Below are 23,272 nucleotides of genomic sequence, written 5' to 3' on the forward strand. Positions count from 1 at the left end.
ACATCAGACCAGGCGGCGGCGTTACCATCCCGGTGTGTCTACTCGGCCCGGGGGAGCGGAGCGGCGTGTGGCCGGCTGGCAGCGGGCGCTGCGGTGGGCCGCGTGGCTGACGTTCCTGGGCCTCGCGGTTGCGAACTCCGACCGGGCCGCGTTCGGCGCAGTGGAATTCCTGAGCCTGGCGGTGGCGATCGGCGTCAGCATCTGGTGCCTGGCCCGCCCGCTGGGTGGCCCGAAAGTGGAGATCGACGAGGTGGCACAGGTATCCGGCACGTTCGTGTCCCGAACCAGCTGGGGGCTGGTGCTGCTCGGCGTGGTGCTCACGATCGGTGGCGTCGGCGCACTCGGCGCGATCGTCTACGACCTGAGCAGCGGCCGCGCCACGGTACGCGACGTGCTGCAGGACATGGCGATTTTCGTCGAAGGCTGGACGGCCGAGCTCCTCACCAACGCCGCCTACGACGCCGAACTGGAGAAGACGCACGCGTACGCGCTGTTCGTGCTGATCGTGCCCGGGTTGCTGCTCCTCAGCGCCAACCTCGTTCCGTTCATCCGGCGCGGTCGCGAGTTCCGGGTTGAGCCCGATGCCATTTCGGTCCGGGACAAGCAGGGCTGGTCGCCGCTACTGGACTACGAATACGCCGGGGTCGCCGCAGACGGAACGACGATCCGCTACACGCCGGCCTCCGATGCGGCGGGGCCGGTCATCCTGCCGCAGGCCCGGGTTTTCTGCCGGGAGAACGGTGCGCGGTTGCACCGCAAGGTCAGCGGCCAGTTGTTCGCGCAACGGCTGGCGCGGCGCGGTTTCACCGTCGACGACGTCGACGCCGAGCACGGTCGTTTCCGCGCACGGCGCGGCGTTTAGCATGAAACCTCATGGTGCAGATTCACGTGCAGCGAACGATCGCCGCACCCGTGGAACAAGTCTTCGACTGGCTGGCCGATCCGGCCAATCTGGTTGCGGCGCCGCTGGTTTTGAAGTCCGCATGGACGAAGAACACCAAGGGGCCCGGTGTCGGCGCCGTTCGTGAGGTACTGGGCACCGGCATGTGGTTCCGGGAGGACATCACCGCCTATGACCGCCCAAACAGCTACACCTATCTGATCGTGCGGTCGGTCCCGGCCTTCGATCATGACGGCGGCACCTTGACGTTCACCTCGTCCGGGGACGGCACCCACGTCGACTGGCTGACCAATTACACCCACCCCGGCTATGCGGGAGGCACGTTGATGGAGAAGGTCAGCCGACCGCTGTTGCGATGGAACTTCCTCGCCATCCTGGCAGCCTGCGATAAAGCAGTTGTGAGTCAGCTGTGAAAGTGCATTTCTGCTTGGAAAAACTCGAAACCGCCCGGCTGGGGGGTGTAGGACTAGCCCTACCTGCCCAATGCGGTTGCCGAGGGGTCAGTCGTATTGGCGGGACAACTCAGGAGCGCCAGTGAGCGCCGAACGCGCCCAGGGGCGCACTTTCGTGGTGACCGGTGCCGCGTCGGGCATCGGCTTGGCGACCGCGCGGCGACTGCTGGACGAAGGCGGCACCGTCATCGGCGCCGATCTGGCGTCGTCGCCCGATCTGGGTCCGCGATTCCATTTTGTGACGGCCGACGTCAGCGACGAGACGGCGGTCGCCGCGATCTTCGCCGCGGTACCCGACCGACTCGACGGGGTGGTGCACTCCGCCGGGGTGGCCGGTGGGGGGCCGGTACACCTGCTCCCGCAGTCCGAATGGGACCGCGTCATCAGGATCAACCTCACCGCCACGTTCCTGGTGGCCAAGGCCGCGTTGGCCAGGATGATCGGGCAACCCCGGGTGGACGGCGAACGCGGCTCCATCGTGACACTGGCCAGCGTTGAGGGCCTGGAAGGAACCGCGGGCGGCAGCTCGTACAACGCGGCCAAGGGCGGCGTCGTCCTGCTGACGAAGAACATCGCGCTCGACTACGGGCCGAGCGGCATCCGGGCCAACGCGATCTGCCCCGGTTTCATCGAAACCCCGCTTGCCGAAAGCGTTTTCGGCATCCCCGGGATGGAGGGCCCGCGGGCGGCGATCACCAGAGAACACGCGTTGCAACGGCTGGGCCGCCCCGAGGAGGTGGCGGCGATGGCAGCGTTTCTGTTGTCCACCGACGCCTCGTTCGTGTCGGGCCAGGCCATCGCGGTCGACGGCGGCTACCTGGCCGGCCGCGACCACGAGGTGGTCAAGTTGTTCGGCCTGCCCGACTGATCAGTCGCCCTTTGGGCCTTTGGGTTTCTTGCCTGGTTTGCCCGGGGGCGCCTGGGGCGGCGCAGGCGCGGGCTCCGGCGTGCTGGCAATCGGCGACGTCTCGGTGGTCGTCGGCGGCTGCGGCGTCGACGTGCCGACCGGCGACGGCGGCGGTGCGGAGAAGGGTGCGCCAAGCGCCATCAGCATGATCACCAGCAGGAGCACCGCGACGATAGCGGCAGCCCACAACTTGCGACTTACCCGTGTCGGCTCGGATTCCACCGGGATATACGCGGAGGTGCCCGCCGGCGCCGGCATGACTCGCGTGCGAACGGGTATCGGTGCCGCGCGGGGAGCGGGGACATTGAGCGCCGCACGCATGGCGCCGGCCTGGTAGAACCGCTCGCTCGACCGGCGCGTCATGGCGCGCTCGAAAGCTGCCGCCAACTCCGGTCGCACGTCTGGTCGCAGTGCGGCGATCGGCGGCGGGGATTCGTGCAGGATCGCGTGCGCCAGCGCGCCGAATGCCTGCTGGGGGAACGGCCTGCGCCCGGTCAGCGCTTCATAGCCCACCACGCCGACGGCGTAGAGATCGTCGGCCGGTGTGGCGGGCTTCCCGGCCAGCCGATCGGGGCTCAGGTAGGCCATGGTGCCGACGACCTGGCCGGTCATGGTGTGCGCGCCGCCGGCCGTCTTGGCGATCCCGAAATCCGCGAGCTTGGCTTCGCCGGCGGCGGTGAACAGAATGTTGCCGGGCTTGACGTCGCGGTGCAGGATTCCGGCGTCGTGGGCCGCGGCGAGCGCGGCGAGCACGGAATCCAGAACCGCCTGGACGAACGGCTGGGGCAGCGGGCCGCGCGCGATGTGGTCGGCCAGCGACGTACCGGGCAGTCGCTCCATCACGATGAAGGGCAGCCCGTGGTGCTCGCCGACGTCGTGGACGATCACGATGTGGGAACTGCTCAGCGCCGCGGTCGCCCGCGCCTCCGTCTCGAAGCGCAGCCGGCTCTCGGGCCCGTCATCGTTGCCCGGACCGGACTGCAACAGCTTGATCGCGACCGGGCGACCCAGCTTCACATCCCAACCCTCGCGGACTTCGGCCATCCCGCCGCGTCCCAAGAGTTTGCCCAGTTGGTAGCGGCCGCCGAGCACCCCGAGCGGCTGCGTCAGCGTCTCGCCATACTTGGTGGTCATTTGCCTCTTGAAATAACCACAGATGTTCGAGCCGAAACGTGTGGCGTACGGTCGACCTGTCGTTAGTCGGGGCCCGGCAGTGGTCGGCATTCGCGATGGGAAATCACCAATGACGTCGACAACCGAGGTGGGTGGTCAGATCGTCGCCCTGGCCCGCGGAATGCGGGATCTGGTGCGGGCCGAAGCGGGTGAATCCGAGCAGCTGCGCACCCTGACCGGCGCCGTGGTCGAGGAGATGTGGGACAGCGGGCTGATGACCGCGCTGAGCCCCGCCGAAGCCGGTGGCACCGAGCCGTCGCTCGCCGAGATGATCGATACCTGGATCGAGATGGCTTGGCAGGACGGCTCTTTCGGATGGATTGGGATCGCCAATCTGCCGTCCAGATTCGCCGCGGCCAGCTACCTCGACGACGCAGGTTTCGCGGAGGTGTTCACCGCGCACGACAACCACGTCACCATGGGCGGCCAGTTCTTCCCCAACGGCCAGGGCGTCGTCGTCGACGGCGGGTACCGGCTGAGCGGATCATGGAGCTTCGGCTCGGGCACCGGCCATTCGCAGTACGTGGCCGCCGGATTCTTCCCGATGGACAACGGCGAGATGCGCTGGGTCAGCGAGGGAATTCCCGACATGCAGGTGGCCCTGGTGCCGCGGGATGAGATCCAGTTCAACGACGGCTGGCACGTACAGGGCCTCAAGGGCACCGGTTCCTATGACTACAGCGCCCAGGACGTGTTCGTGCCCGCCAGCAGGACGTTCGGGCTCTTCGACCGCCGGCCCTACCGGGGGACGTCGCCGGCCGCGCACATGGGATTGATGCCGGTGACCGCCGCCGGTCATGCCTCGTGGGCGCTGGGGGTGGCCAAGAGCATGCTCGACGACGTCGCGGAACTGGCCGCGACCAAATACCGGATGAGCGACATGGCGTCGTTGGCCAGCCGCCCGACCTTTCAGAAGGGTCTGGCACACCACGTGTCGGCCTGGCGGGCGGCGCGGCTGCTGGTGCTGGACGCGTTCGGCGCCGCGGAGGCCGCCGTGGCGGCCGGCGACGAACTTAGTCCGATGCTGCGGGCGGACATGCGTGCCGCCGCCGTCTTCGCCACCGACATTTCGCGCGAGTGCGCGGAGTGGGCGCATCTGGTGGCGGGGACCAGCTCGATCCGCGAAGGCAGTCGTCTGGAACGGGCCTTCCGTGACATCTACACCGGTACGCAGCACGCCTTCATCAGCGAGAAGGTCGCCATGGACTCGGCGCAGATCTGGCTCGGCATCGTCGAGGACCAGTTCGGGCTCTGAGTGTCGCCGCTGTTGCGCCGAGAGTGACCTGGGTGCGGAAAAGGGCTCCTGGTTTCATGCTGGACGCACGGTTTCACCGCCAGGCCAGGATGCGTTCGGCGAGTTCCGGTCCGCTGTCCTCCTGAATGAAGTGGCTGGCGTTGATCCGGGCGTGCGGCTGCCCCTTCGCGCCGGGGATGTGCTCGATGAGCGGACGGTCGGCCTTTCCGAGGATCGGGTCGCGGTCTCCGAAGATGGCCAGGCACGGCTTCTCCCACCTGCCCAGCGCGTCCCAGGCGGCCCGGTTGGCGGGTATCGCCGGATCCTCGGGCGAGGTCGGCACCAGCTGCGGGAACGCGCGGGCGCCGGCCTGGTACTTCTTGCCGGGGAAGGGTGCGTCGTAACCGGCGCGCACGCGGGCCGGGACCTTGCGGACGGTGCCGACGGCAACGATGCGGCCCGCCGACAGCATCGGGGTGTAACGGGCGAACGCGCGCCAGATGTAGAACGCGGGCGGTGTAGGCCGCGTGGCGGTGGGCAGGAACCCGTTGGCCACCACCAATCGTGCGATGCGGTCGCTCTGCTCGGCGGCGATGCGCAGCCCGATCAGCGATCCCCAGTCCTGCACGACCAGGGTCACTTCGCGCAGGTCGAGCTTCTCGAACCATGACGTCACCCACTCCACGTGCCGCAGATAGGTGTAATCCGCTCTGCTCGTTGGCTTGTCGGACTTTCCGAACCCGATCAGATCCGGTGCCAGCACGCGATGCCCCGCGCCGGACAGCGGCGGGATCATGGTCCGATACAGGTAGCTCCAGGTGGGTTCGCCGTGCAGCAGCACGATGGGTGAGCCTGTCGGCGGCCCTTCGTCGACGTAGTGCATGCGCAGCGCCGGGGTGTCTCGGGCCGTGACGTCGACGTAGTGTGGCGCGAACGGGTAGCCCTCCAGATTCTCGAAGCGGGAGTCCGGGGTTCGCAGGACGTCCATGGCGTTGCTCCTTTGCGTTGACCGCGCGTGTTCACCACCGGTGATATCGCACCATGCGTAGCCGGGTAAAGTCGGTTAACGTAGCCAACATTTCTCCGGACAGGTGAGGGACCCGCTTGCCATGAATGACCACGCACTGGCCGCCCAGTTGGCCTCCGAAGCCGGCCGGTTGCTGCTCGGGGTTCGCGCGGAGTTCGCCGAAGCCGACGCAAGCGAGCGGAAAGCCGCGGGGGACAAGCGATCTCATGACTTTCTGATGGAGGCGCTGGGCCGTCAGCGCCCGGATGACGCGGTGTTGTCCGAGGAGGGTGCCGACGACCCGGTGCGGTTGCGCAGCGAGCGGGTGTGGATCGTCGACCCGCTGGATGGCACCCGAGAATTCTCCGAGCTCGGCCGCGAGGACTGGGCCGTGCACGTCGCGCTGTGGGAGTCCGGCGAGCTCGTCGCCGGCGCGGTCGCGCTGCCCGCGCAGGGGGTCACCCTGGCGACTCCGGACGTCCTGCCGCCACCCGAGGCCTCGGACAAGCCGCGCATCGTGGTGTCGCGCACCCGCCCGCCCGCGATCGCGCTGGCCGTCCGTGACGCGCTGGACGGGGAGTTGGTCGAAATGGGCTCGGCGGGAGCCAAAGTGGCGTCCATCGTGCAGGGATTGTCAGACGTCTACGTGCATGCCGGCGGCCAGTACGAGTGGGACTCGGCCGCACCGGTCGCGGTCGCGCGGGCCGCGGGACTGCACACGTCCCGCATCGACGGGTCGCCGCTGCTGTACAACCGGTCCGACCCCAAGCTGCCCGACTTGGTCGTGTGCCGCCCCGAACTCGCCGAGTCGGTGCTGGCCGTCACCCGCCGGTCCTGAGCGGCGCTCTGCGGATTGCGAAGGCAGGCAACGGGTTCCGGTCAGGGCCAGCGAGCACGGCGAAGCAGTGCGTTCAGATCTTCGCGAGGATTCCGGACACCACGCTGCCGCCCGCGATCATCGCGATGGCCACGCCAACGCCGATCGATCCGGTGATCAGCCCCACGACTCCCGCGGTCACGACGAAACCGGGCAGCCAGTCGATGATCTGCAATACCGAGGGCACGTCCGCTTCCTCGCCGTTGTCCAGGGCGAACATCGCCGAGGCGTAGTCCGGGTAGAACTCGGTGAACGCGACGGCGAAGAAGATGGCCGCCAGTTGCAGGATCCAGCCCGTCCAGAAGTTCTCGGGGTCGTGCAGGACCCAGTTGCCGGCCAGGCCGATGCCGGCGGCGAAGGTGAACGCACCCGCCCATACGCCGGTGATCACGTTGTTGATCCGCTTGAACAGTGCGCTGTCCCAATGCTCCTCAGGTGTGCTGTCTTTGGCGTAGGCCAGCGTGAACGGCCGGCCGAATAGCAGAGTCAGCCACACGAACATCGCCAGCGCGACGTTGGTCAGCTCGCCGGACCACATCTCCAGAAATCGGATCACCGACGCGTCGGCGAACAGGCCGACCACGGCCAGCGCCGCGAAAACCGCCGCGCCGAAGACTTCCAGTGCGTGAATCTTCACGCCGCGAAGCAACCCGACCAGCATCACCAGCACCGAGAAGCCGAGGGCGGACAGCACCGCGACCTCGAAGTGGCCCGGCGTGGCGAGGATGGACAGCAGCGCCCACGGCGCAATGCCGGCGAACGGTGACGTGAGGAAACCATCCAGGATGCGCGTGATGCGGTTCGTGCTCTCCTGCGACGGCTGCGCGCCGCGGTTGACGTGTGCTGGCTGCGTCATGGTCAGCTCCTTGATCTTGACATTCCTAAATTGACATGTCGATACTGACATGACGATAAGTGACATGTCAATTCTGGAAGGTTAAGATGGGTCTCGTGAGTTTGCGACATGCTGCGCTAGGCCTGTTGTCCCAGGAGCCCGGAAGCGGCTATGACCTGCTGAAACGGTTCAAAGAGTCGATGGACAACATGTGGCCGGCGACGCAGAGCCAGCTGTACGGCGAGCTCAACAAACTCGCCGCTGCGGGGCTGATCACCGTGTCCGACCTGGGACCACGCGGCCGCAAGGAGTATGCGATCACGGATGCGGGGCGTGCGGAGCTGCATCGGTGGATGTTGTCGCCGGAGGAGGATCCGCCGATCCGCAATGCCGCGTTGTTGCGGGTTTACCTGCTCGGCGAACTGAAGCCGGATGAGGCACGTGAGTATCTGCAGTCGTTGCTGTCAGTGTCCGAGCGCGAGCATGCACACTATGCCGAGATCCTTGAGGCGCACGACTGGACGGCCGACGACGCCTTCTTCGCCCGTGCCGCGCTCGAGCAAGGGCTGCGCTGGACGCAGCACGAGATCGAATGGGCCAACTGGGTGATCGACGGCCTGGACAAGCGCGGACTCATGTCCTAGACAGCGCATCGCCCGACGTCCAGATCGCGACACCCAGCAGCACAACATCTTTGAGTAAAAACTGACCCGGCTGGGCCGTCAGCACAGGCACACCCGCCGCGTGCGCGGCGACCAACCCTGGGGTGGTGAACAGGAAACTCAACGTGCCCAGGAATAATACGATTGCCAGGGCGCTGCCCACCGCGGAGGTCCTCGGCCACCACGGCCGGACCGCAATGAGCACTGCCGCAACGATTTCCAACGATCCCAGCGTCCGCGCGACCGTCGTTACGCCGGCGTAGTCGTAGATCCAGCTCATCAACGGACTGTGCTCGATCAGCACGCGGGATTCCATCTTCACGTACTTGCCGAATCCGATCCAGGCCAACACCAATACCAGTCCGTAGCGACTGATCAGCGCGCCGATGTGTTGGACCCGGGAGCCTGCGTGGGTGGATTGCACGCTGTCGTAGACGGCGTAGGGGTGCCACGGGTTCAACGTTCGGCGGCGTCCCGGTCGGCGAGCGCTTGCCGCATCCGTAGTACGGCCTCGGTCAGAATCGCCTGAGAGGTGGCGAAGTTCAGGCGCACGTGCCCGGCGCCGCCGGTGCCGAACACGTGGCCGGAGCTGAGGGCCACCCGAGCGTGATCGCGGAACCAGCGGGCCGGTCCGGACAGGTCCGACACCACCTTGATGCCCTCGACGTGCTCGTCGTCGAAGCCGAGTTCGTTGCAGTCCAACCATGCCAGATAGGTGCCCTGTGGGCGCAGCAGTCGGACGCCGGGAAGATGTTCCTGCACCAGATGTTTTAGTAGCGTGCGGTTTTCGTCGAGGCCGAGCAACAGCGCGTCGAGCCAGTCCCCGGCGTCGCGGAAGGCCGCGGTGTGGGCGATGAGACCCAGATGACTGGCGCCGTGACCGACTTCTTCTGGCATGCGCCGCAATTCGGCCGCGGACTCCGGACCCGCGATGGCCAGCGCTGCCTTGAGCCCGGCGAGATTCCACGCCTTGGACGCCGACGTCAGTGCCAACGCGTTCTCGGCTCCGGGGACGCTGAGGTACGGCGTGAAATGGGCGCCCGGCAAGACAAGTGGCGCGTGTATCTCGTCGGAAACGACTCTGATGTCGTACTGTCTGGCCAGTTCGGCTATGGTTTGCAGTTCCTCGGCGGTGTGCACCGCGCCCGTCGGGTTGTGCGGATTGCACAGCAGATAGCCGACTTTGCCGTTCGGACCGGCCTGGGTGCGGGCCCGGACGAAGGCATCTTTCAGCGCGTCGAAGTCGATGCGCCCGTCGGCGCCCAGCGGCGCTTCGGCTACCGTCCGGCCGTCGTGCGAGACGAACGCGTAAAACGGCGCGTAGACAGGCGAGTTGACGATGACGGTATCGCCGCGGTCGGTGACCAGGCGCAGCATCTCGACGACACCCAGCATCACGTCGGGCACCACCCGGGTGCGGCCGACCGACAGACCGTCCCATTGCCAACGCCGCGTGGCGAATTCGCTGACCGCCTGCGCGTAGCCCTTGCCGTGCGGGTAGCCGGTGTCACCGGCGTCGACGGCGCGGTGGATGGCCTGGGCCACTTCGGGCGCGAGGTTGACGTCCATCTCGGCGACCCATAGCGGCAGCACATCTTCCGGGTACGCGCGCCACTTCATGCTGGTGCGGCGGCGCAGCTGTTCCAGCCCCACCTCCTCGAGCGGGTTCCTTTCCTTGCGTGAGCAGTCGCAAACTCGCACTGTTTCGTCGCCCATCATGCGATTTTGCGTCTGCTCGGCGGCGGTGTCCACAGGGGTGACTGGCCGGTTGGAAGTGGTTTGAGCATGCTCACGCTGTGCTTGCCGACGCGATAGCGCTCATGGAGCAGTGCGGGGGAGTTGCCACCACCGCTCAGCTCTTGACGGTGATGACTCGCCAGCAGCTCGACGTTGCGGTGAAAGCGGTCCGCATTCACAAGGTGTGGCATGGGGTTTACGCGGCGCGGGACCCAAATCTGTTGGAGCGCTTGACCGCACTGGATCTCTTCGCCGGACGTCGGGTGGTCGTGTGTATGGGGACTGCGGCCGGCTTGTACGGGTTCGATACGGAAAACACCTTGAAGATTCACGTGCTGGATCCCGGCATTCGCATGCGTCCGACTGTCGACCTGATGGTTCATCAGCGTACCGGGGCGCGGCTGCAACGGATCTCTGACCGTCTCGCGACGGCACCGGCTTGGACTGCGGTTGAGGTCGCCCGGCAGTTGCGGCGCCCGCGGGCGTTGGCGACGCTGGACGCCGCATTACGTTCGAGGTACTGCGGTCGCGAAGACCTCGAGCGCGCGGTTGCCGAGCAGAAGGGCCGTCGCGGCATCGTGGCCGTGCGCGGCCTGTTGCCCTTTGCGGACGGACGCGCCGAGTCAGCGATGGAAAGCGAGGCCCGGCTGGTCATGATTGACTACGGGTTACCGCTTCCCGAACTTCAGTACGAGATCCGTGGCGTCGACGGCGAGCTATTCCGCGTCGACTTCGCCTGGCCCGAATTCCGGCTGGCCGCCGAATACGAAAGCGTCGGCTGGCATTCGGGCCGCACCGCGATGCTCAAGGACAAAGAGAGGTGGGGCCTGGTCCAAGAGGTCGGATGGACAATCATCCCGATCGTGGTCGACGACGTCCGGCTGTATCCCGCGCGCCTCGCCGAGCGGATTCGCTGCCACCTCAACTGCGCGGCCTAGCGTTTTCTGGCGAGCAGTCGCAAACTCGCACGCTTTGCCCGCAAAACGTGCGAGTTTGCGACTGCTCGCGCAGCCGGGGCGTCACGGCCATCGTCGGCCCCTTCGGACGTGCCATTTCCCGGAACAAAGGTTAGGTTATTTCTGAAAGGAGGGATTCGTGCGTGTCGTCGTATGGTCCACCGGGGGTGTCGGGTCCAACGCGATCGAGGCCGTCCGGATTAGGCCCGATCTGGAACTTGTTGGTGTGTGGGTGCATTCACCGGACAAGGTGGGCAGGGACGCCGGCGAACTCGCCGGTGGCACGCCGCTGGGGCTACCGGCCACCGATGATGCCGAGGCCCTGGTCGGATTAAAACCCGATTGCGTGATCTATGCCGCCAGCGGTCCCGAACGCGACGCCGCCGCGATACCGGACTACCTGCGGCTACTGTCCGCCGGGATCAATGTGCTGTCGACGTCGTCGACGAGTTTGGTGTACCCGCCGTCGTACTTCTCCCCGCAGTGGCGCGATGAGCTGCACCAGGCGGCGATCGCCGGTGGGGCGTCGTTCTATGCCTCGGGCATCTTTCCCGGCTTCGCCTCCGACCAACTCGCTTTGCTGCTGACCACCCAGTCCAGGAGCATTCGCCGCATCACGGTCAGCGAGGTTTCACTGAACGACCACTATCCGGTCGCCGATGTGATGGTGAACGGCATGGGTTTCGGCCGCCCGCTGGACTTCGAGCCAATGCTCAAGACTCCCGGATTCATCGAATTGGCTTGGAAAGCACCGCTGTACCTGATCGCCGACGGACTGCAGGTCGAGATCGAAGAGGTGCGTGGCACCCTGGACCGCCAGCTGACCGCCCGCGATATCCAGGTCGCGTTCGGCACCATTCCCGCGGGCACCTGCGGCGCCGTACGGACGCGGGCCGCCGCGGTGATCAACGGCCGGGAAGCGATCGTGATCGAGCACGTGATCCGGATGGCGCGCGATGTCGCACCCGACTGGCCGGCCTCGGACAGCGACGCCACCTACCGCGTCGACATCGAGGGCGACCCCGACATGCACTGCATGCTGACGCTCGGCGCGGCCGAAGGGCACGGCGCCGGACATGCGGCGATGGCGGCCACTGCCATGCGCGTGGTCAATGCCGTCCCATATGTCGTGGAGGCGCCGCCCGGTCTGCTCAGTTCGCTGGATCTGCCGCCGACCTTGCCGCGGCATGTGGTCGCTTAACCCCCGCCCAGCAGACGCAAAGTCGCCCTGGAACAGGCGTTCCAGGGCGACTTTGCGTCTGCTCGCCGAACCTCTAGGCCAGCTGGACGCGGCCGGTGATTAGGTCCATGATCGCCTTGCCCGGGGCGAACGACCCGGTGATCGACGCCATGGCGTGACCCTGGTCGACGTTCAGCGTGATCCCGTTGACCGACGCCGCGGCATCACTGTTGAGCATGATCATGGCCTTGCCGATGTCCTCGGGCGTCAGCGTCGCGCTGCCGGTGTCATCGCGGTAGTCCTGAGCGAAGGTCAGCCACAGGTCGGCGTTCGCGCGGGCCAGGGGCGTATCGGTGGGGCCGGGGCAGACGGCGTTGATCCGCACACCCTTCTTCTGGAATGGGTATCCCTGCCACGCGACGTAACCGTTGATCGCCTTCTTGCTGAACCCGTAATGGATGATGCCCTGCGGTTCGCGCTCCTGACACCAGTCGTGGGCGGACTTGTAGTCCGGCGCGGCCAGGAAGTCCTGCACGAGTTCCAGGTCGTTCTCCCAGCCCATTCCGGCCACCGACGAGATGAAGCAGATGGCCGCGCCGCGGGGGAGCAGGTCCTTGTCGAACAGCCGCTCGATCAGGTGGCGATGCCCGATGAAGTTGACCCGCATCAGTTTTGGCCCGTCGGCCACACCGGCAGCGGAGAACAACTTGTGCACCGGCCCGTCCAGTTCGTCGACCGCCCGGTCGATCGAGTCCGGATCGCTGAGGTCCAGCGAGATCACCTGGTCGACGTCGAAGTCCACCGGCGCGAAGTCCATCACGGTCACGTGCGCTCCGAGCGATTTGGCGAGTTGTGCCGCCGCGGCGCCCATCCCGGTCGCGCCGCCGACCACCAGGACGCGCTTGCCCTCGTAGCCCAATAAGTCTGACGCCGTCGTCATCTTCAGCCCCTTAATTCCCTGGTGATTCGTGACCCGACGTTACAGTATCCGGACAAGATGTAAGTTTCAATCGGGTGGTTGACCGGGTTCGCGGATCCCACGTAGCCTACGTGGGACAAATTTTAGGTCAGGCGGAATCAGCTGTGTTCACCCTGCGTTTCGACATGCGGGCTCCGGCTTTCGGGGCCGATCCGGCGGCGTTGTACGCCGCCGCGCCGGAGATGTGTGCGTGGGCCGAAAACCACGGCTGCCTGGCCGCCGTCATGTGCGAACATCACGGTTCGCCGGACGGCTACCTGCCGTCGCCACTGCTCCTGGCGTCGGCGGTGGCGGCGCGGACGCAACGGCTGGCATTGAGCCTGATCCTGATTCTCCCGTTCTACGATCCGGTGCGGCTGGCCGAGGACATCGCGGTGCTCGACATCCTCAGCGCTGGGCGGGCCTCCTACATCATGGCGCTAGGCTACCGGCCGGAGGAGTACGAGATCTTCGGACTGGATCTCGGCGACCGTGGCCGGCTGGCCGACGAGAAGTTGGGAATGCTGCGCAGGCTGCTTGCCGGGGAGACGGTGGTCCAGGACGGCCGGCAGATCGTCGTGACGCCCCGGCCAGTGACCACGGGAGGGCCCGCGATGATGTGGGGCGGCGGAAGTCTGGCCGCGGCCCGGCGGGCAGGTCGATACGGGCTGGGCATGCTGGCCAACGCCAATGTGCCGGGAATGCGGCAGGCCTACGAGGAGTCGTGCCGCAAGCACGGCCACGAGCCGGGGCCGGCGTTCTTTCCCGACCGCAGCACGCCGTCGGTGTGCTTCGTCGCCGACGACGTCGACGAGGCCTGGGCCGAGCTGGGGGAGTATCTGTTGCACGACGCGCGCACCTACGCGGCTTGGAATCCCGGCAACGAGGTGTCGGCGGGATTCACTCATGTCGACACCGTAGGCGAGCTGCGTCAGGCCGCGGCCTCGCACGTGATCTACTCGGTGCCGGAGGCGATTTCGCGGGTACGCGCCGGACAGATGCTGGCCATGTCCCCGCTGTGTGGCGGGTTGCCGCCGGAGATCGCGTGGCCCTATCTCGAGCGGATGGGGAAGGTCGTGCTGCCGGAGGCTTCCACGTCTGCCGAGGGCGCCCTCGGCGAACTGCTGTCGAACAAGAACGGGTGATTGATGACTGGGGCCAGTACCACCGAGATCTATTACGACCCTTTTGATTTCGAGATCGACGACAATCCGTACCCGATCTGGAAGCGGATGCGCGACGAAATTCCGTTGTACTACAACGAGAAATACAACTTCTACGCGCTGAGCCGCTACGAGGACGTCGCCCCGGAACTGACGAACTGGGAGACCTACCGCTCGGGCCGCGGTACCACCATGGACATCATCATGAGCGGGATCCAGGTGCCGCCCGGGGTCATCCTGTTCGAGGACCCACCCCTGCATGACCTGCATCGCCGTTTGCTGTCCAGGGTTTTCACGCCACGGCGGATGGAGGCGATCGAACCGCTGACCCGCGATTTCTGCGTCCGTGCACTCGACCCGCTGGTGGGTACCGGCCGGTTCGACTTCATCGAGAACCTCGGCTCGACGATCCCGATGCGCACCATCGGCTACCTGTTGGGCATTCCGGAGGAGAGCCAGGCGCATATCCGGGACCGTGGCGGTCGCGCCATCAACCTCACCGAGGGCACCTTCCGGGCCGTCGAGGAAGACCTCTTCGAGAAGAGCTACGAGGTGTTCTCCGACTACATCGACTGGCGGACCGAACATCCCTCCGATGACCTGATGACGCAACTGCTCAACGCCGAGATCGAGGACAACGGGGTGACCCGGCGCCTGGATCGCACCGAGGTGCTGATGTACACCAGCATGATCGCCGGCGCAGGCAACGAGACGACCACCCGGTTGATCGGGTTTATCGGCCAGCTGCTGGCCGAGCACCCCGACCAGCGCCGCGAGATCGTGGCCGACCCATCGCTGATCCCGATGGCCATCGAGGAGGTTCTGCGCTACGAGGCGCCGTCCCCGGTGCAGGCGCGCCACGTTGCCCATGACGTCGAGTGTCGCGGCACGGTGATCCCGGAGGGATCAATCATGTTGCTGCTCAACGGGTCGGCCAACCGCGACGAGCGCAGGTATGTCGACGGCGAGCGGTTCGATATCCACCGCGGCGGCGCCCACCTGAGTTTCGGGCACGGTCTGCACTTCTGTCTGGGCTCGGCGCTGGCCCGCATGCAGGCGCGGGTGGCGCTCGAAGAAGTGATCAAACGCTGGCCGGAATGGGACGTCGACTACGACAACGCCGTCAAGGCGCACACCAGCAGTGTGCGGGGCTGGGCGAAACTGCCTGTCATCACGGGGTAATGTCGGCCGGTGTTTGCCTACCGGTTATCAGCCACTCTGGCGGCGTTGACTGTTGCGGCAGTGGGATGCAGCCATTCGAGCCCGGCACCGAGGAGCAGCAACGCGGTCAAAGTGACGATGTCCAACAACGGCGGCAGCAATCGCTGCGTACTGGACACCACGACCGTTCCGGCCGGCCCGGTCACCTTCACGGTGTTAAACGCGAGCGCACTGGGCATCTCGCACGTTGAACTGCTCAAAGACCAGCGCGTCATCGGTGAGAAGGAGAGCGTGGACCCCGGGGAGGAGCCGGTGTCCTTCACCGTCAGCCTGGACGGCGGCGCCTACCAGATCTATTGTCCCGCAGCGGAGATCGAATACCAGACCCTGACGGTGACGGGACGCCCGCCGGCACCGGCCACCGGACCGGTCGCGGCCACCTTCGCCCGCAGCGCCAAAGACTTCGCGCCATACGTCGTCACTGAAATGGGTCACCTCAACGAAGCGGTGCAGGCACTCGATGCGGCCGTGCAGTCGGGCAACGTCGACGGTGCCAAAGCGGCCTACGCACAGGCGCGTCCGTTCTACGAACACATCCAATCGAGCGTCAACGGCTATCTGCTGCCGGGCTTCACCGTGGGTGACAACAGGGGGAACCTCGACTACCTGATCGACATGCAGGAGGCCACCCCCGTCGACCCCAAGGTCGGCTGGAAAGGCTTCCACGCCATCGAGCGGGACCTGTGGCAGGCCGGTGCGATCACCGCCGCCACCAAGGTGCTCAGCACCGAATTGGTGAGCAATATCAGCACATTGACTACCACGGTGACCACCGTGCAATTCCGGCCCGAGGATGTGGCCAACGGCGCCGCAGATCTGATCGAGGACGTCTACAACACCAAGATCACCGGCGAGGAAGAAGCGTTCAGCCACCTCGATTTCGTCGACTTCGCCGCCAACGTCGAAGGCGCACAACACGCCTACGCGCTCCTGCGCTCCGGTCTGAACGACATCGACAGCGGCCTGGTCCAGCAGATCGACCAGCAGTTCCAGGACATCCTGGCCATGCTTGATCACTACCGCGACCCGACGGCGCTGGGCGGCTACCGGATCTACACGTCCGACGTGCGCGAGCGCGACACTCCTAAGCTGACCGCCGTGATTCAGCCGCTGCACCAGAGCCTGTCCGCCATCGCTCAGAAGGTCGTCACGGCGAACTGACCGATCTAAGCCTGATCCACCAGGACCGCGCCCTCCGGCCGGTCCCCGAGCGTCTGCAGTTGCAGCGCAAGGCTTTCGCCCTGCGCGGTCAGCCGCACGATCTGCGCCAACTCCGCGGGTGCGTCGCACTGCATGTAGTGGTCGGCGCCGGGCACCACCCAGTAGCGGCTGCGGCCCGGCATGCCGCGCAGATACTTCTGCCACACATGGTTCGCGACCCGCAGCGGGGCGACCGTGTCGTGCAGGCCCCATACCACGGTGACGTTGACCGGAAGCGTGGAAAGCCGTTCGAGCCAATTCTTTTCGTCCGCGGCGCGCTCGTGCAGATACTGAATGGTGTCCGGCAGCACCCGCATCCCGTCGTTGAACGCGAAGCACTTTGCCAGGGCCGCGATCTCGGGATTCTCCGGGGTGCGCCGCGGCATGAACGTGGTGAACCCGAGGCCGGCGGCCAGCAACTCCGGCGTCGTCTCCGCCGCGGTGGCCCGGGCTGTCTTGTCGTTGAGCAGCGCGGTCTGGAACGCGGTGAGGTTCGACAGCGGCAGGTAGATGTTGCCGTTGGTGAGTATCAGATCCTTTGGTGATGACGACTTTTCGGCGAGCAGGCCCACCGCGATCATGCCGACGCTGCAGCCCCGGTCGTGGGTGATCATGTGGTAGTCGGTCAGTTTCCACACCTCGGTGATGGCGTGCACGAGCAGACGCGCATCGTCGTAGAGGGAGTAGACGTAGGGGTGGGGCGGCTTGTCGGATACGCCGTAGCCGGGAAAGTCCAGCGCGAAGATCTCGAACTCGTCTTTGAGCTCACGCGCCAGCGGGAAATAGTCGATGCTGGAAGTCGGAAACCCGTGCACGCATACCAGCGCCGGTTTGCCCGGCGTGCCGTAGCGGCGCAGGAACACCGTGACCGATTGCCCGTCGTTGGCTTCGGTGGTTGAGCGCCAGCGCAATTCCGTTCCGCCGTTGTTCCATTCCACGAAGATGTCCATCGCTGCGGCCTTTCTAGGTTTGCGGGAACGTCACGACGGCCAGCAGAACCGGTAACTGGTTGCCCTTGAGTTGAGGGGTCGCCAACATGTCCGGGCCGAAGAACGAGCCGCTGAGGTAGTTGTCGGCATTCCACACCTGGGCTGGGTTGACTTGGCCCTGGTAACTGAAACCCTCGATCACGTAGGGCTGGCCGTCGGCCTCGAACAGCGAAGGCCCGTTCATCAACTGAAAGTGCAGGTGCGGAGCGTTGGAGTTGCCGGTGTTGCCCAGCTTGGCGATCTGCTGACCCTTCTTCACCTTGTCCCCGGGTTTGACGAGCAGCGATCCCTGGATGAGGTGGGCGTACATGGCGTAGAGGCCGTCGCCGATGTCCAGGATGATGTGGTTGCCGTCGACGTTGTCGACGGTCAGCTTGGCGGCCAGGACGGGGTCGGAGGCCGGCAGGATGCCCGGCACGTTGGCCTCGACGTTGTCGAGGGTGGACACGACGGTGCCGTCGGCCACCGCGTAGATCTCCGACCCGTAGTCGATGAAGCTCTCGTTCTTGGTCTGATCGCCCGCGTAGAAGTTGCCCTGATCGTTCATCCGCATCCAGTCGATCGCGAAGCGCTGACTGTTGTTCAGCTTCATGTTCAGCGGAAGGATGGCGTCGCGGTGCGCCCAGCCCGGGTCGCAGCAGCCGTTGAACGCCACCCAGTTGTTGCCCTTCAGCGGCGCGGCGATGATGCGCGGCATGCCGGCGGAGATGTTGAACGGCGCGCCCAGGGTGTCGAAGGGTCCCGGCTCTTTCGTGGCCGGGTTGGCGACGCCGTTGCCGTGGAAGCGCAGCATTACCGCCTTCGGGAAGTCGGACAGGTTGTCCTGGCGGAAATCGATGAGCAGTGACCGCGAGGTGCCCGGTGCGATGGTGAAGTCGGGCGCCGGGGCGGCGGGCAGCACCCGCAGCCGGTTGCAGTTGCCGTAGTTGCAAGCGGGATCGACCAATTGGGCACCGGAGAACGTGGCGAGGACCTTGTTGGGGTCCTTTCCGTCGACCACATCGACGGCGTCCAGTGTGGCGGGTTGCGCGCTGGAGTTGGTGACCTGCATGTCGAACGCAAGGTGATACTTGTCGTCGGAGCCGGGGAACGGGAACGTCGGCCGGCTGATCGGAGCGACCGTCAACGGCGTGAAGGCGTTGGGCACGGTGACGCCGGAGAGCGGGTCTGCGGCGACGGGTGCACTGCTGGCGGCGGGTTGCTTGGGCGATGACGAACACCCGGCGAGGATGAGCACGCAACCAAGGACCCCCAAACTCCGCCGTTTCGCCATCGGGTGAGCATAGTATTCCCGCCCGGCATTCCGGCTGCTTACCATGCTGGGCATGTTCAACACGCGGGTGATCGGGCTTGCCGAATACCGGCTCAGCGCCGGACAGCCCGGCGTGCTCACCGCCCGCTATCTCGCCGCCGGGTCCCGGTCGCTGGGCTCCGGGCGCGCCGTAGGGGACACCACGGCCGGCTTTGCGGGGCACTACCGCGTCCAATACTTCGATGGCGCAGGCATATTCGCCGGAGATCTCGATCTGCAGATTCAGCGCGCCGGGGAAGGCTATCGATTGACCTGGCGGCACCGGCCGGAGAATGTGCGGCTCCCGGTGGCCGTCGGGGAGGTCGTCTACGAGGGCATCGGCTTTCTGACGGGCGAGGACACCATGGCCATCACGTACTGGATGGCGGAAAAGCCGACGTCGGCGATCGAGCTTCGGCCCTTGCTGTGAGGGCATGGGTGACGTCGTCATCGTCGCGTAACGGCGGGAAATCGCTAGTCCAAAAATACGATAACGATTCTCTGTGTGTCGGCTGTGTCGCGCGAAAATCATTCGTGAAGTGCACCAGCCATGCCCATCAGATAGGGGGATCGTGCTCAGACGGTTCCGCGTTGCTTGGGTCGTGGCCGTCGCGTTCTGTGTCGGGGGTGGGTTGGCCACGGCTGACCCCGGAGGTCTGCGGACCGTGGTGACGTCCGCGTGCGAGCAACGGACACTGGTGCTGTCGGCGTTTCCCGCCGAAGCCGACGCGGTGCTGGCCCATACCCTGCTAGAACCGAATCCCGTTGGCGTGTATGACCGACAGTACTACTACCGCGGATCGATCGCCGGCAAGAAGGTGCTGGTGGCGATGACGCGTATCGGGCTGGTGAACGCGACCACGGTCACCGAGGCCGCGCTCAGCCGCTTCACCTGCGCATCGGGCATTTCGATTGGCGCAGTGGTGTTTTCGGGGGTCGCCGGCGGTGCCGGGCGAACCAGCGTCGGAGACGTGGCGGTACCGGCGCAGTGGACGCTGGACAACGGGGCCACCTACCAGTCCGTGGATCCCGGCATGCTGGCGGCGGCGCAGACGCTGACCGTCCAGCTCAGCAACGTCAACAATCTGGGCAATCCGATGTGCTTGTGCCGGCACGTGCCCACCGTCAGGCTGAACGAACTGCCCCGCCAGCCGCAACTGTTCGTCGGCGGCAACGGCTACAGCCATGACGCCAACAACGGCCAGGCGTTTCCGTGTGTCCCCAACGCCGGTGACGTCTTCGGATGTCAACCGTGCAGCCCGCCCGGCCGCTCGCTGCTCTACACCGGCAACTTCTTCCAGGCCATCGGACCGTGGCTGGCCAAGGGGTTGCTGAGCAACTTGAACATTCAGACCGCCGATAACCCGGCCTACGATGCGGTGGATCAGGAGACGGCCGCGTCCCTGGCGGTCGCGACGGCACACGGCGTGCCGTTCCTGGGAATTCGCGGGATGTCGGACGGGCCGGGCGATCCCCTTGGCCTGCCCGGATTTCCGTTTCAGTTCTTCTTCTACAAGCAGATCGCCGCGGAGAACGCCGCCCGGGTGGTGGAGGCGTTCATGGCGAGTTGGGCGGGTCCGTGACGCGCCAACGTCGGTGGTGGGGACTGCCCGTCTCGCCCCTCCAACTATTCCGCCCCGCGCGCTACCGGGCGCGCGGGATCTGAGCACCACTCCGACCATGACCCGGGATATAACGCCACCCGCCGGCCCGCGGCCGCGAACGCGGCGACCACCACGGCCGCGGTGACACCGGACCCGCAGTAGACCCCGACGGGGCCGTCGGGCAGCAGGTGCTCCTCGGCGGCCAAGGTGCCGTCCTGCGCCACCACTGTCCCGAACGGCAGGTTCGTGGCGCCCGGGATGTGACCGGCCACCGGGTCCAGGGGTTCGGTCTCGCCGCGGTAGCGCTCGGGCGCGCGCGAATCGAACAATGCCACCTGAGCCGTCTGTTCCGCGGTCAGCGTGGGTTGCGCACCGGCATACAGATTGTCATGTGCCACAGTGACATTGCCCTGCCGCGGCTCGACCGGACCAGTCTCCAAGCTGCCGCCTGACGAGCGCCAGGCATCCAGTCCGCCGTCCAGGATGCGCACATTGGCCAGGCCGGCCGCGGTCAGAACCCACCACGCCCGTGCCGACCCGACCCGGTTCCAGTCGTCGTACACCACGACGAGTTGATCGGAGCGAACACCCCAGCGCCGCAACGCTTCCTGCAGGATCGCGCCGGAAGGCAGTGGATGGCGGCCCCGTCCGGTCACCGTGTGGTCGCTCAGTTCGTCGTCGAGCGACACGTACACCGCGCCGGGCAGGTGGCCGTCCAGGTAGGCCGGGTGGCCGTCGGGAGCGTCGAGCCGCCAACGCACGTCGAGAACCGTGACCGGTTCGCCGGACTGAAGCAGGCGGGCCAGCTCCGCGGCCGTGATGAGAACGTGGTCGCGCGTCGTCACGCATTCACCCTATCCTCGACTGATGGTGCGATGGTCCCTCGCGTGCTGGGCAGCGGGTGCGCTGGCGCTGAGTCTGGCGACGGCGAGCCCGGCCGGTGCCGTGCCCAACACGAACTGCACGCTCACCACGGCGGTGCGGGAAGTGCAGCACGTGTCCGAGCTGCCGGCCGAGCTGCGTAGTCTGCTGCCGCCGATCGCCGATATCGGTGCACCCTTCAACAGCACCGATTCGGTCAATGACCCGAGCCTGCCATTCCGCCGGCTGATTCGCGCCGGCAGCCGCGGCAGCGACTGGTTTTTCTGGTACGAGCACGGAGGGATCGGTTACTTCTGGCAGGCCGTGGTCGCGCGCGTGACGCCGGGTGGTCAGCCGACCGTATTGGCCAATGCGGGAACGATTTCGGACACGCTGTGTACGTTGACCGACGGCGTCTTCGCCGGCAAAGTGCCGCCCTTTCCGCCGGGCGCGTGGCAGGCCGGCGACTTCTAGTCCGGCCAGGCGTCCCACCTGATCATGCTGCGCAGCGGGCCGGCGAACAGCGGCCGCACGGCTCCCGATCGCCAACGCTCTTCGACCACCGGTGCCAGGGCCGCGCTCACGGCCAGCGGGTCGTCATCGAGATAGACCACGGTCACGTAGTGCGGATCGGTACGCCACCCGCGGGGCGCGGGGGTGCAGATGGCGCCGTACGTCCACACGCCGGCCACGCCGGCGCCGGCGAGCAGGGCCGGATAGTGCTCGGCGCGCAACCATTCCAGCCAGGCGCCGGGCCGCTCGCCGACGGGTTCCTCGAGGATCAGCAGCACGCCGCGGTGCGGCCGGAACGGCACCACCTCGGCTGACACCAGCGCCTGGGGTGCCGAATCCCATTGCAGCAGAGAGAGACCGGAGATCTGCAGTAGCGGACGCATGACCGGCATGCGGCCGTTCTCCCGCAGTACGCGGCCCAGTTCGACGAAGTCGCGCAGAGTTTCGGCGACGGGTTCGCCGACCAGGTAGTGGACGACGTTGCCGATGTCGCCCAGCGGTCCGTGCGCAGCGATCCGGTGCGCGGGATAGTCGCCGTCGGCGATCCAGCGCAAACCGTGCACGATGCCGGGCAGCTGATACTGCTCGGGCATGTGGTCGAGCAGATGCCAGCGCAGATACCCGTCGTCGGCGGGCGCCGCGGCGGTGAGGCTGAACACGCCTGCCCTGACCCGGTTCATCCGGCGTTGAGTTCGGCGAGTGCGTGCAGGTTCTCCAGGTAGTGCTGCAGTGAATTGTGCCGGAAGGTGGCGCTGACGATGGTGGCGCCGTGTGCGACGGTCTCGGCGATCAGTTCCCGGGCCCGATCGGGCTCGTTGAGCGGATCCAGCCGGTGGGCCGGTCCCAGCACCACCTCGAAGCCCGGCGGAAGGTCGCAGCGGTCCAGCCATTCCCGTGCCTGGGGCAGGCTCACGTTGAATGGCGCCCATCCGTCGGCCAGCGCAACGGCCCGGCGCAGCGACCGCAGCGTGCGGCCGCCGATCCATAACGGCACCCGCGGTTGCACCGCACACGGGTCGACGACCATGCCGTCGAACGAATAGAAGTCGCCGTGGTAGGCGGGCTCGGCCACCGACAGCGCCGCACGAAGCGCCCGCAACGCGTCGTCTCCGCGCACGCCGCGGTCCTCGAACGGGGCGCCGATCAAGTCGAACTCCTCTTTCAGCGAGCCGATGCCGACACCGAGAACGAGCCGACCATTACTGACCTTGTCCAGGGTCCCGTAGCGCTTGGCGATCTCCAGCGGATGGTGGTAACCCAGCACCAACACGTTGGTGGCCAACCGGATTCGCCGGGTACGGGCCGCGAGAAAACCGAACGTGGCCAGCGGGTCCCAGTAACGCGCGCCGCGGCGGGCCTGCTCGGCGGCGGGTAGTGCGATGTGTTCACTGCAGGTCAGATGGTGATAGCCGAGCCGGTCCGCCGCTTCGGCGACCCGCGCGATGTCCTCGATCGACGCGTCGACTTCCCAGTCGGCGCTCACGCCGGGAAACATCGTCACCACGGGCGTGGAGATGGACAACTTTGCGGGCAGCGTGCTCATCGCGCTAGA

The 23,272-nt window shown here is 66.5% G+C and carries 25 protein-coding genes; 14 read left to right on the plus strand and 11 right to left on the minus strand.

Annotation, left to right across the window (positions count from 1 at the left end; genetic code table 11):
* Positions 1–34 precede the first annotated feature (34 nt).
* The 3 genes from ACNQS7_RS31410 to ACNQS7_RS31420 all read left to right on the plus strand — a co-directional run bounded on the left by ACNQS7_RS31410 (position 35) and on the right by ACNQS7_RS31420 (position 2,221).
* Positions 35–862, plus strand: a complete 828-nt coding sequence (locus ACNQS7_RS31410; protein WP_418015628.1) for a hypothetical protein — start codon at positions 35–37, stop codon at positions 860–862.
* Between the two features lie 11 nt (positions 863–873).
* Positions 874–1,314, plus strand: coding sequence for an SRPBCC family protein (locus ACNQS7_RS31415; RefSeq protein WP_418015629.1), 441 nt, complete (start codon positions 874–876; stop codon positions 1,312–1,314).
* A 70-nt stretch (positions 1,315–1,384) separates the two neighbouring features.
* Complete coding sequence (locus ACNQS7_RS31420) at positions 1,385–2,221, plus strand: SDR family NAD(P)-dependent oxidoreductase (protein WP_418015630.1); 837 nt, start codon at positions 1,385–1,387, stop codon at positions 2,219–2,221.
* On the opposite strand, the gene ACNQS7_RS31425 is transcribed toward ACNQS7_RS31420, so the two are convergent.
* The gene (locus ACNQS7_RS31425; RefSeq protein WP_418015631.1) at positions 2,222–3,394 is read right to left on the minus strand and encodes a serine/threonine-protein kinase; all 1,173 of its coding nucleotides are present in this window, start codon (positions 3,392–3,394) and stop codon (positions 2,222–2,224) included. It lies immediately after the preceding gene.
* A gap of 109 nt (positions 3,395–3,503) precedes the next feature.
* Here ACNQS7_RS31425 and ACNQS7_RS31430 point away from each other — a divergent pair, with 109 nt between their 5' ends.
* Positions 3,504–4,688 carry an acyl-CoA dehydrogenase family protein gene (locus ACNQS7_RS31430; protein ID WP_418015632.1) on the plus strand — a complete coding sequence of 395 codons (1,185 nt, stop codon included), beginning with the start codon at positions 3,504–3,506 and terminating at the stop codon, positions 4,686–4,688.
* 73 nt (positions 4,689–4,761) lie between these two features.
* Here ACNQS7_RS31430 and ACNQS7_RS31435 read toward each other — a convergent pair whose 3' ends face one another.
* Positions 4,762–5,655, minus strand: coding sequence for a haloalkane dehalogenase (locus ACNQS7_RS31435; RefSeq protein WP_418015633.1), 894 nt, complete (start codon positions 5,653–5,655; stop codon positions 4,762–4,764).
* A gap of 121 nt (positions 5,656–5,776) precedes the next feature.
* Between ACNQS7_RS31435 and ACNQS7_RS31440 the strand changes: the two genes are divergently transcribed.
* Positions 5,777–6,511 (plus strand): 3'(2'),5'-bisphosphate nucleotidase CysQ, encoded by a 735-nt coding sequence (locus ACNQS7_RS31440; protein ID WP_418015634.1) that lies wholly within the window; start codon positions 5,777–5,779, stop codon positions 6,509–6,511.
* 73 nt (positions 6,512–6,584) lie between these two features.
* Here the strand turns inward: ACNQS7_RS31440 and ACNQS7_RS31445 are convergent, their stop codons facing one another.
* Positions 6,585–7,406: a hypothetical protein gene (locus ACNQS7_RS31445; protein WP_418015635.1), complete on the minus strand. Its 822-nt coding sequence runs from the start codon at positions 7,404–7,406 to the stop codon at positions 6,585–6,587.
* A gap of 95 nt (positions 7,407–7,501) precedes the next feature.
* On the opposite strand from ACNQS7_RS31445, the gene ACNQS7_RS31450 reads away from it, so the two are divergent.
* The gene (locus tag ACNQS7_RS31450) at positions 7,502–8,029 is read left to right on the plus strand and encodes a PadR family transcriptional regulator (RefSeq protein WP_418015636.1); all 528 of its coding nucleotides are present in this window, start codon (positions 7,502–7,504) and stop codon (positions 8,027–8,029) included.
* Here the strand turns inward: ACNQS7_RS31450 and ACNQS7_RS31455 are convergent.
* Both ACNQS7_RS31455 and ACNQS7_RS31460 read right to left on the minus strand, forming a co-directional pair.
* Positions 8,019–8,471 carry a DUF417 family protein gene (locus ACNQS7_RS31455; protein WP_418016227.1) on the minus strand — a complete coding sequence of 151 codons (453 nt, stop codon included), beginning with the start codon at positions 8,469–8,471 and terminating at the stop codon, positions 8,019–8,021. The genes ACNQS7_RS31450 and ACNQS7_RS31455 overlap by 11 nt on opposite strands.
* 32 nt (positions 8,472–8,503) lie before the next feature.
* Positions 8,504–9,763, minus strand: coding sequence for a MalY/PatB family protein (locus ACNQS7_RS31460; protein ID WP_418015637.1), 1,260 nt, complete (start codon positions 9,761–9,763; stop codon positions 8,504–8,506).
* Between the two features lie 104 nt (positions 9,764–9,867).
* Here ACNQS7_RS31460 and ACNQS7_RS31465 point away from each other — a divergent pair, with 104 nt between their 5' ends.
* Both ACNQS7_RS31465 and ACNQS7_RS31470 read left to right on the plus strand, forming a co-directional pair.
* Positions 9,868–10,722: a hypothetical protein gene (locus tag ACNQS7_RS31465; protein ID WP_418016228.1), complete on the plus strand. Its 855-nt coding sequence runs from the start codon at positions 9,868–9,870 to the stop codon at positions 10,720–10,722.
* Positions 10,723–10,879: 157 nt separating this feature from the next.
* A complete protein-coding gene (locus ACNQS7_RS31470) occupies positions 10,880–11,941 on the plus strand; it encodes a dihydrodipicolinate reductase (RefSeq protein ID WP_418015638.1) in 1,062 nt (353 codons plus the stop codon).
* Positions 11,942–12,014: 73 nt separating this feature from the next.
* Here the strand turns inward: ACNQS7_RS31470 and ACNQS7_RS31475 are convergent, their stop codons facing one another.
* On the minus strand, positions 12,015–12,860 hold the full coding sequence (locus tag ACNQS7_RS31475) for an SDR family oxidoreductase (RefSeq protein ID WP_418015639.1): 846 nt from the start codon (positions 12,858–12,860) through the stop codon (positions 12,015–12,017).
* A 143-nt stretch (positions 12,861–13,003) separates the two neighbouring features.
* Between ACNQS7_RS31475 and ACNQS7_RS31480 the strand changes: the two genes are divergently transcribed.
* From ACNQS7_RS31480 to efeO, 3 genes are read left to right on the plus strand one after another with little or no spacing between them, the layout of a single operon-like run.
* Positions 13,004–14,023 carry an LLM class flavin-dependent oxidoreductase gene (locus tag ACNQS7_RS31480; protein ID WP_418015640.1) on the plus strand — a complete coding sequence of 340 codons (1,020 nt, stop codon included), beginning with the start codon at positions 13,004–13,006 and terminating at the stop codon, positions 14,021–14,023.
* A gap of 3 nt (positions 14,024–14,026) precedes the next feature.
* The gene (locus tag ACNQS7_RS31485) at positions 14,027–15,223 is read left to right on the plus strand and encodes a cytochrome P450 (RefSeq protein ID WP_418015641.1); all 1,197 of its coding nucleotides are present in this window, start codon (positions 14,027–14,029) and stop codon (positions 15,221–15,223) included.
* A gap of 60 nt (positions 15,224–15,283) precedes the next feature.
* Positions 15,284–16,423, plus strand: coding sequence for an iron uptake system protein EfeO (gene efeO, locus ACNQS7_RS31490; protein ID WP_418016229.1), 1,140 nt, complete (start codon positions 15,284–15,286; stop codon positions 16,421–16,423).
* Positions 16,424–16,428: 5 nt separating this feature from the next.
* Here the strand turns inward: efeO and ACNQS7_RS31495 are convergent, their stop codons facing one another.
* Both ACNQS7_RS31495 and ACNQS7_RS31500 read right to left on the minus strand, forming a co-directional pair.
* Complete coding sequence (locus ACNQS7_RS31495; RefSeq protein ID WP_418015642.1) at positions 16,429–17,412, minus strand: alpha/beta fold hydrolase; 984 nt, start codon at positions 17,410–17,412, stop codon at positions 16,429–16,431.
* 13 nt (positions 17,413–17,425) lie between these two features.
* Positions 17,426–18,724: a M23 family metallopeptidase gene (locus ACNQS7_RS31500; RefSeq protein WP_418015643.1), complete on the minus strand. Its 1,299-nt coding sequence runs from the start codon at positions 18,722–18,724 to the stop codon at positions 17,426–17,428.
* Positions 18,725–18,776: 52 nt separating this feature from the next.
* Between ACNQS7_RS31500 and ACNQS7_RS31505 the strand changes: the two genes are divergently transcribed.
* Together ACNQS7_RS31505 and ACNQS7_RS31510 are read left to right on the plus strand one after the other, a co-directional pair.
* Positions 18,777–19,172, plus strand: a complete 396-nt coding sequence (locus tag ACNQS7_RS31505; RefSeq protein ID WP_418015644.1) for a hypothetical protein — start codon at positions 18,777–18,779, stop codon at positions 19,170–19,172.
* A 172-nt stretch (positions 19,173–19,344) separates the two neighbouring features.
* On the plus strand, positions 19,345–20,325 hold the full coding sequence (locus ACNQS7_RS31510; RefSeq protein ID WP_418015645.1) for a hypothetical protein: 981 nt from the start codon (positions 19,345–19,347) through the stop codon (positions 20,323–20,325).
* 44 nt (positions 20,326–20,369) lie between these two features.
* On the opposite strand, the gene ACNQS7_RS31515 is transcribed toward ACNQS7_RS31510, so the two are convergent.
* Positions 20,370–21,191 carry a sulfurtransferase gene (locus tag ACNQS7_RS31515; RefSeq protein ID WP_418015646.1) on the minus strand — a complete coding sequence of 274 codons (822 nt, stop codon included), beginning with the start codon at positions 21,189–21,191 and terminating at the stop codon, positions 20,370–20,372.
* Between the two features lie 22 nt (positions 21,192–21,213).
* On the opposite strand from ACNQS7_RS31515, the gene ACNQS7_RS31520 reads away from it, so the two are divergent.
* The gene (locus tag ACNQS7_RS31520) at positions 21,214–21,681 is read left to right on the plus strand and encodes a hypothetical protein (RefSeq protein WP_418015647.1); all 468 of its coding nucleotides are present in this window, start codon (positions 21,214–21,216) and stop codon (positions 21,679–21,681) included.
* Here ACNQS7_RS31520 and ACNQS7_RS31525 read toward each other — a convergent pair.
* Positions 21,678–22,400 (minus strand): hypothetical protein, encoded by a 723-nt coding sequence (locus ACNQS7_RS31525; RefSeq protein WP_418015648.1) that lies wholly within the window; start codon positions 22,398–22,400, stop codon positions 21,678–21,680. The genes ACNQS7_RS31520 and ACNQS7_RS31525 overlap by 4 nt on opposite strands.
* Positions 22,397–23,263 (minus strand): TIGR03619 family F420-dependent LLM class oxidoreductase, encoded by an 867-nt coding sequence (locus ACNQS7_RS31530; protein ID WP_418015649.1) that lies wholly within the window; start codon positions 23,261–23,263, stop codon positions 22,397–22,399. Before ACNQS7_RS31530 ends, ACNQS7_RS31525 begins: the two co-directional genes overlap by 4 nt.
* Positions 23,264–23,272: the final 9 nt, after the last annotated feature.

The sequence above is a fragment of the Mycobacterium sp. 23 genome, from assembly GCF_048287075.1.
Taxonomy (GTDB): Bacteria; Actinomycetota; Actinomycetes; order Mycobacteriales; family Mycobacteriaceae; genus Mycobacterium; species Mycobacterium gordonae_B.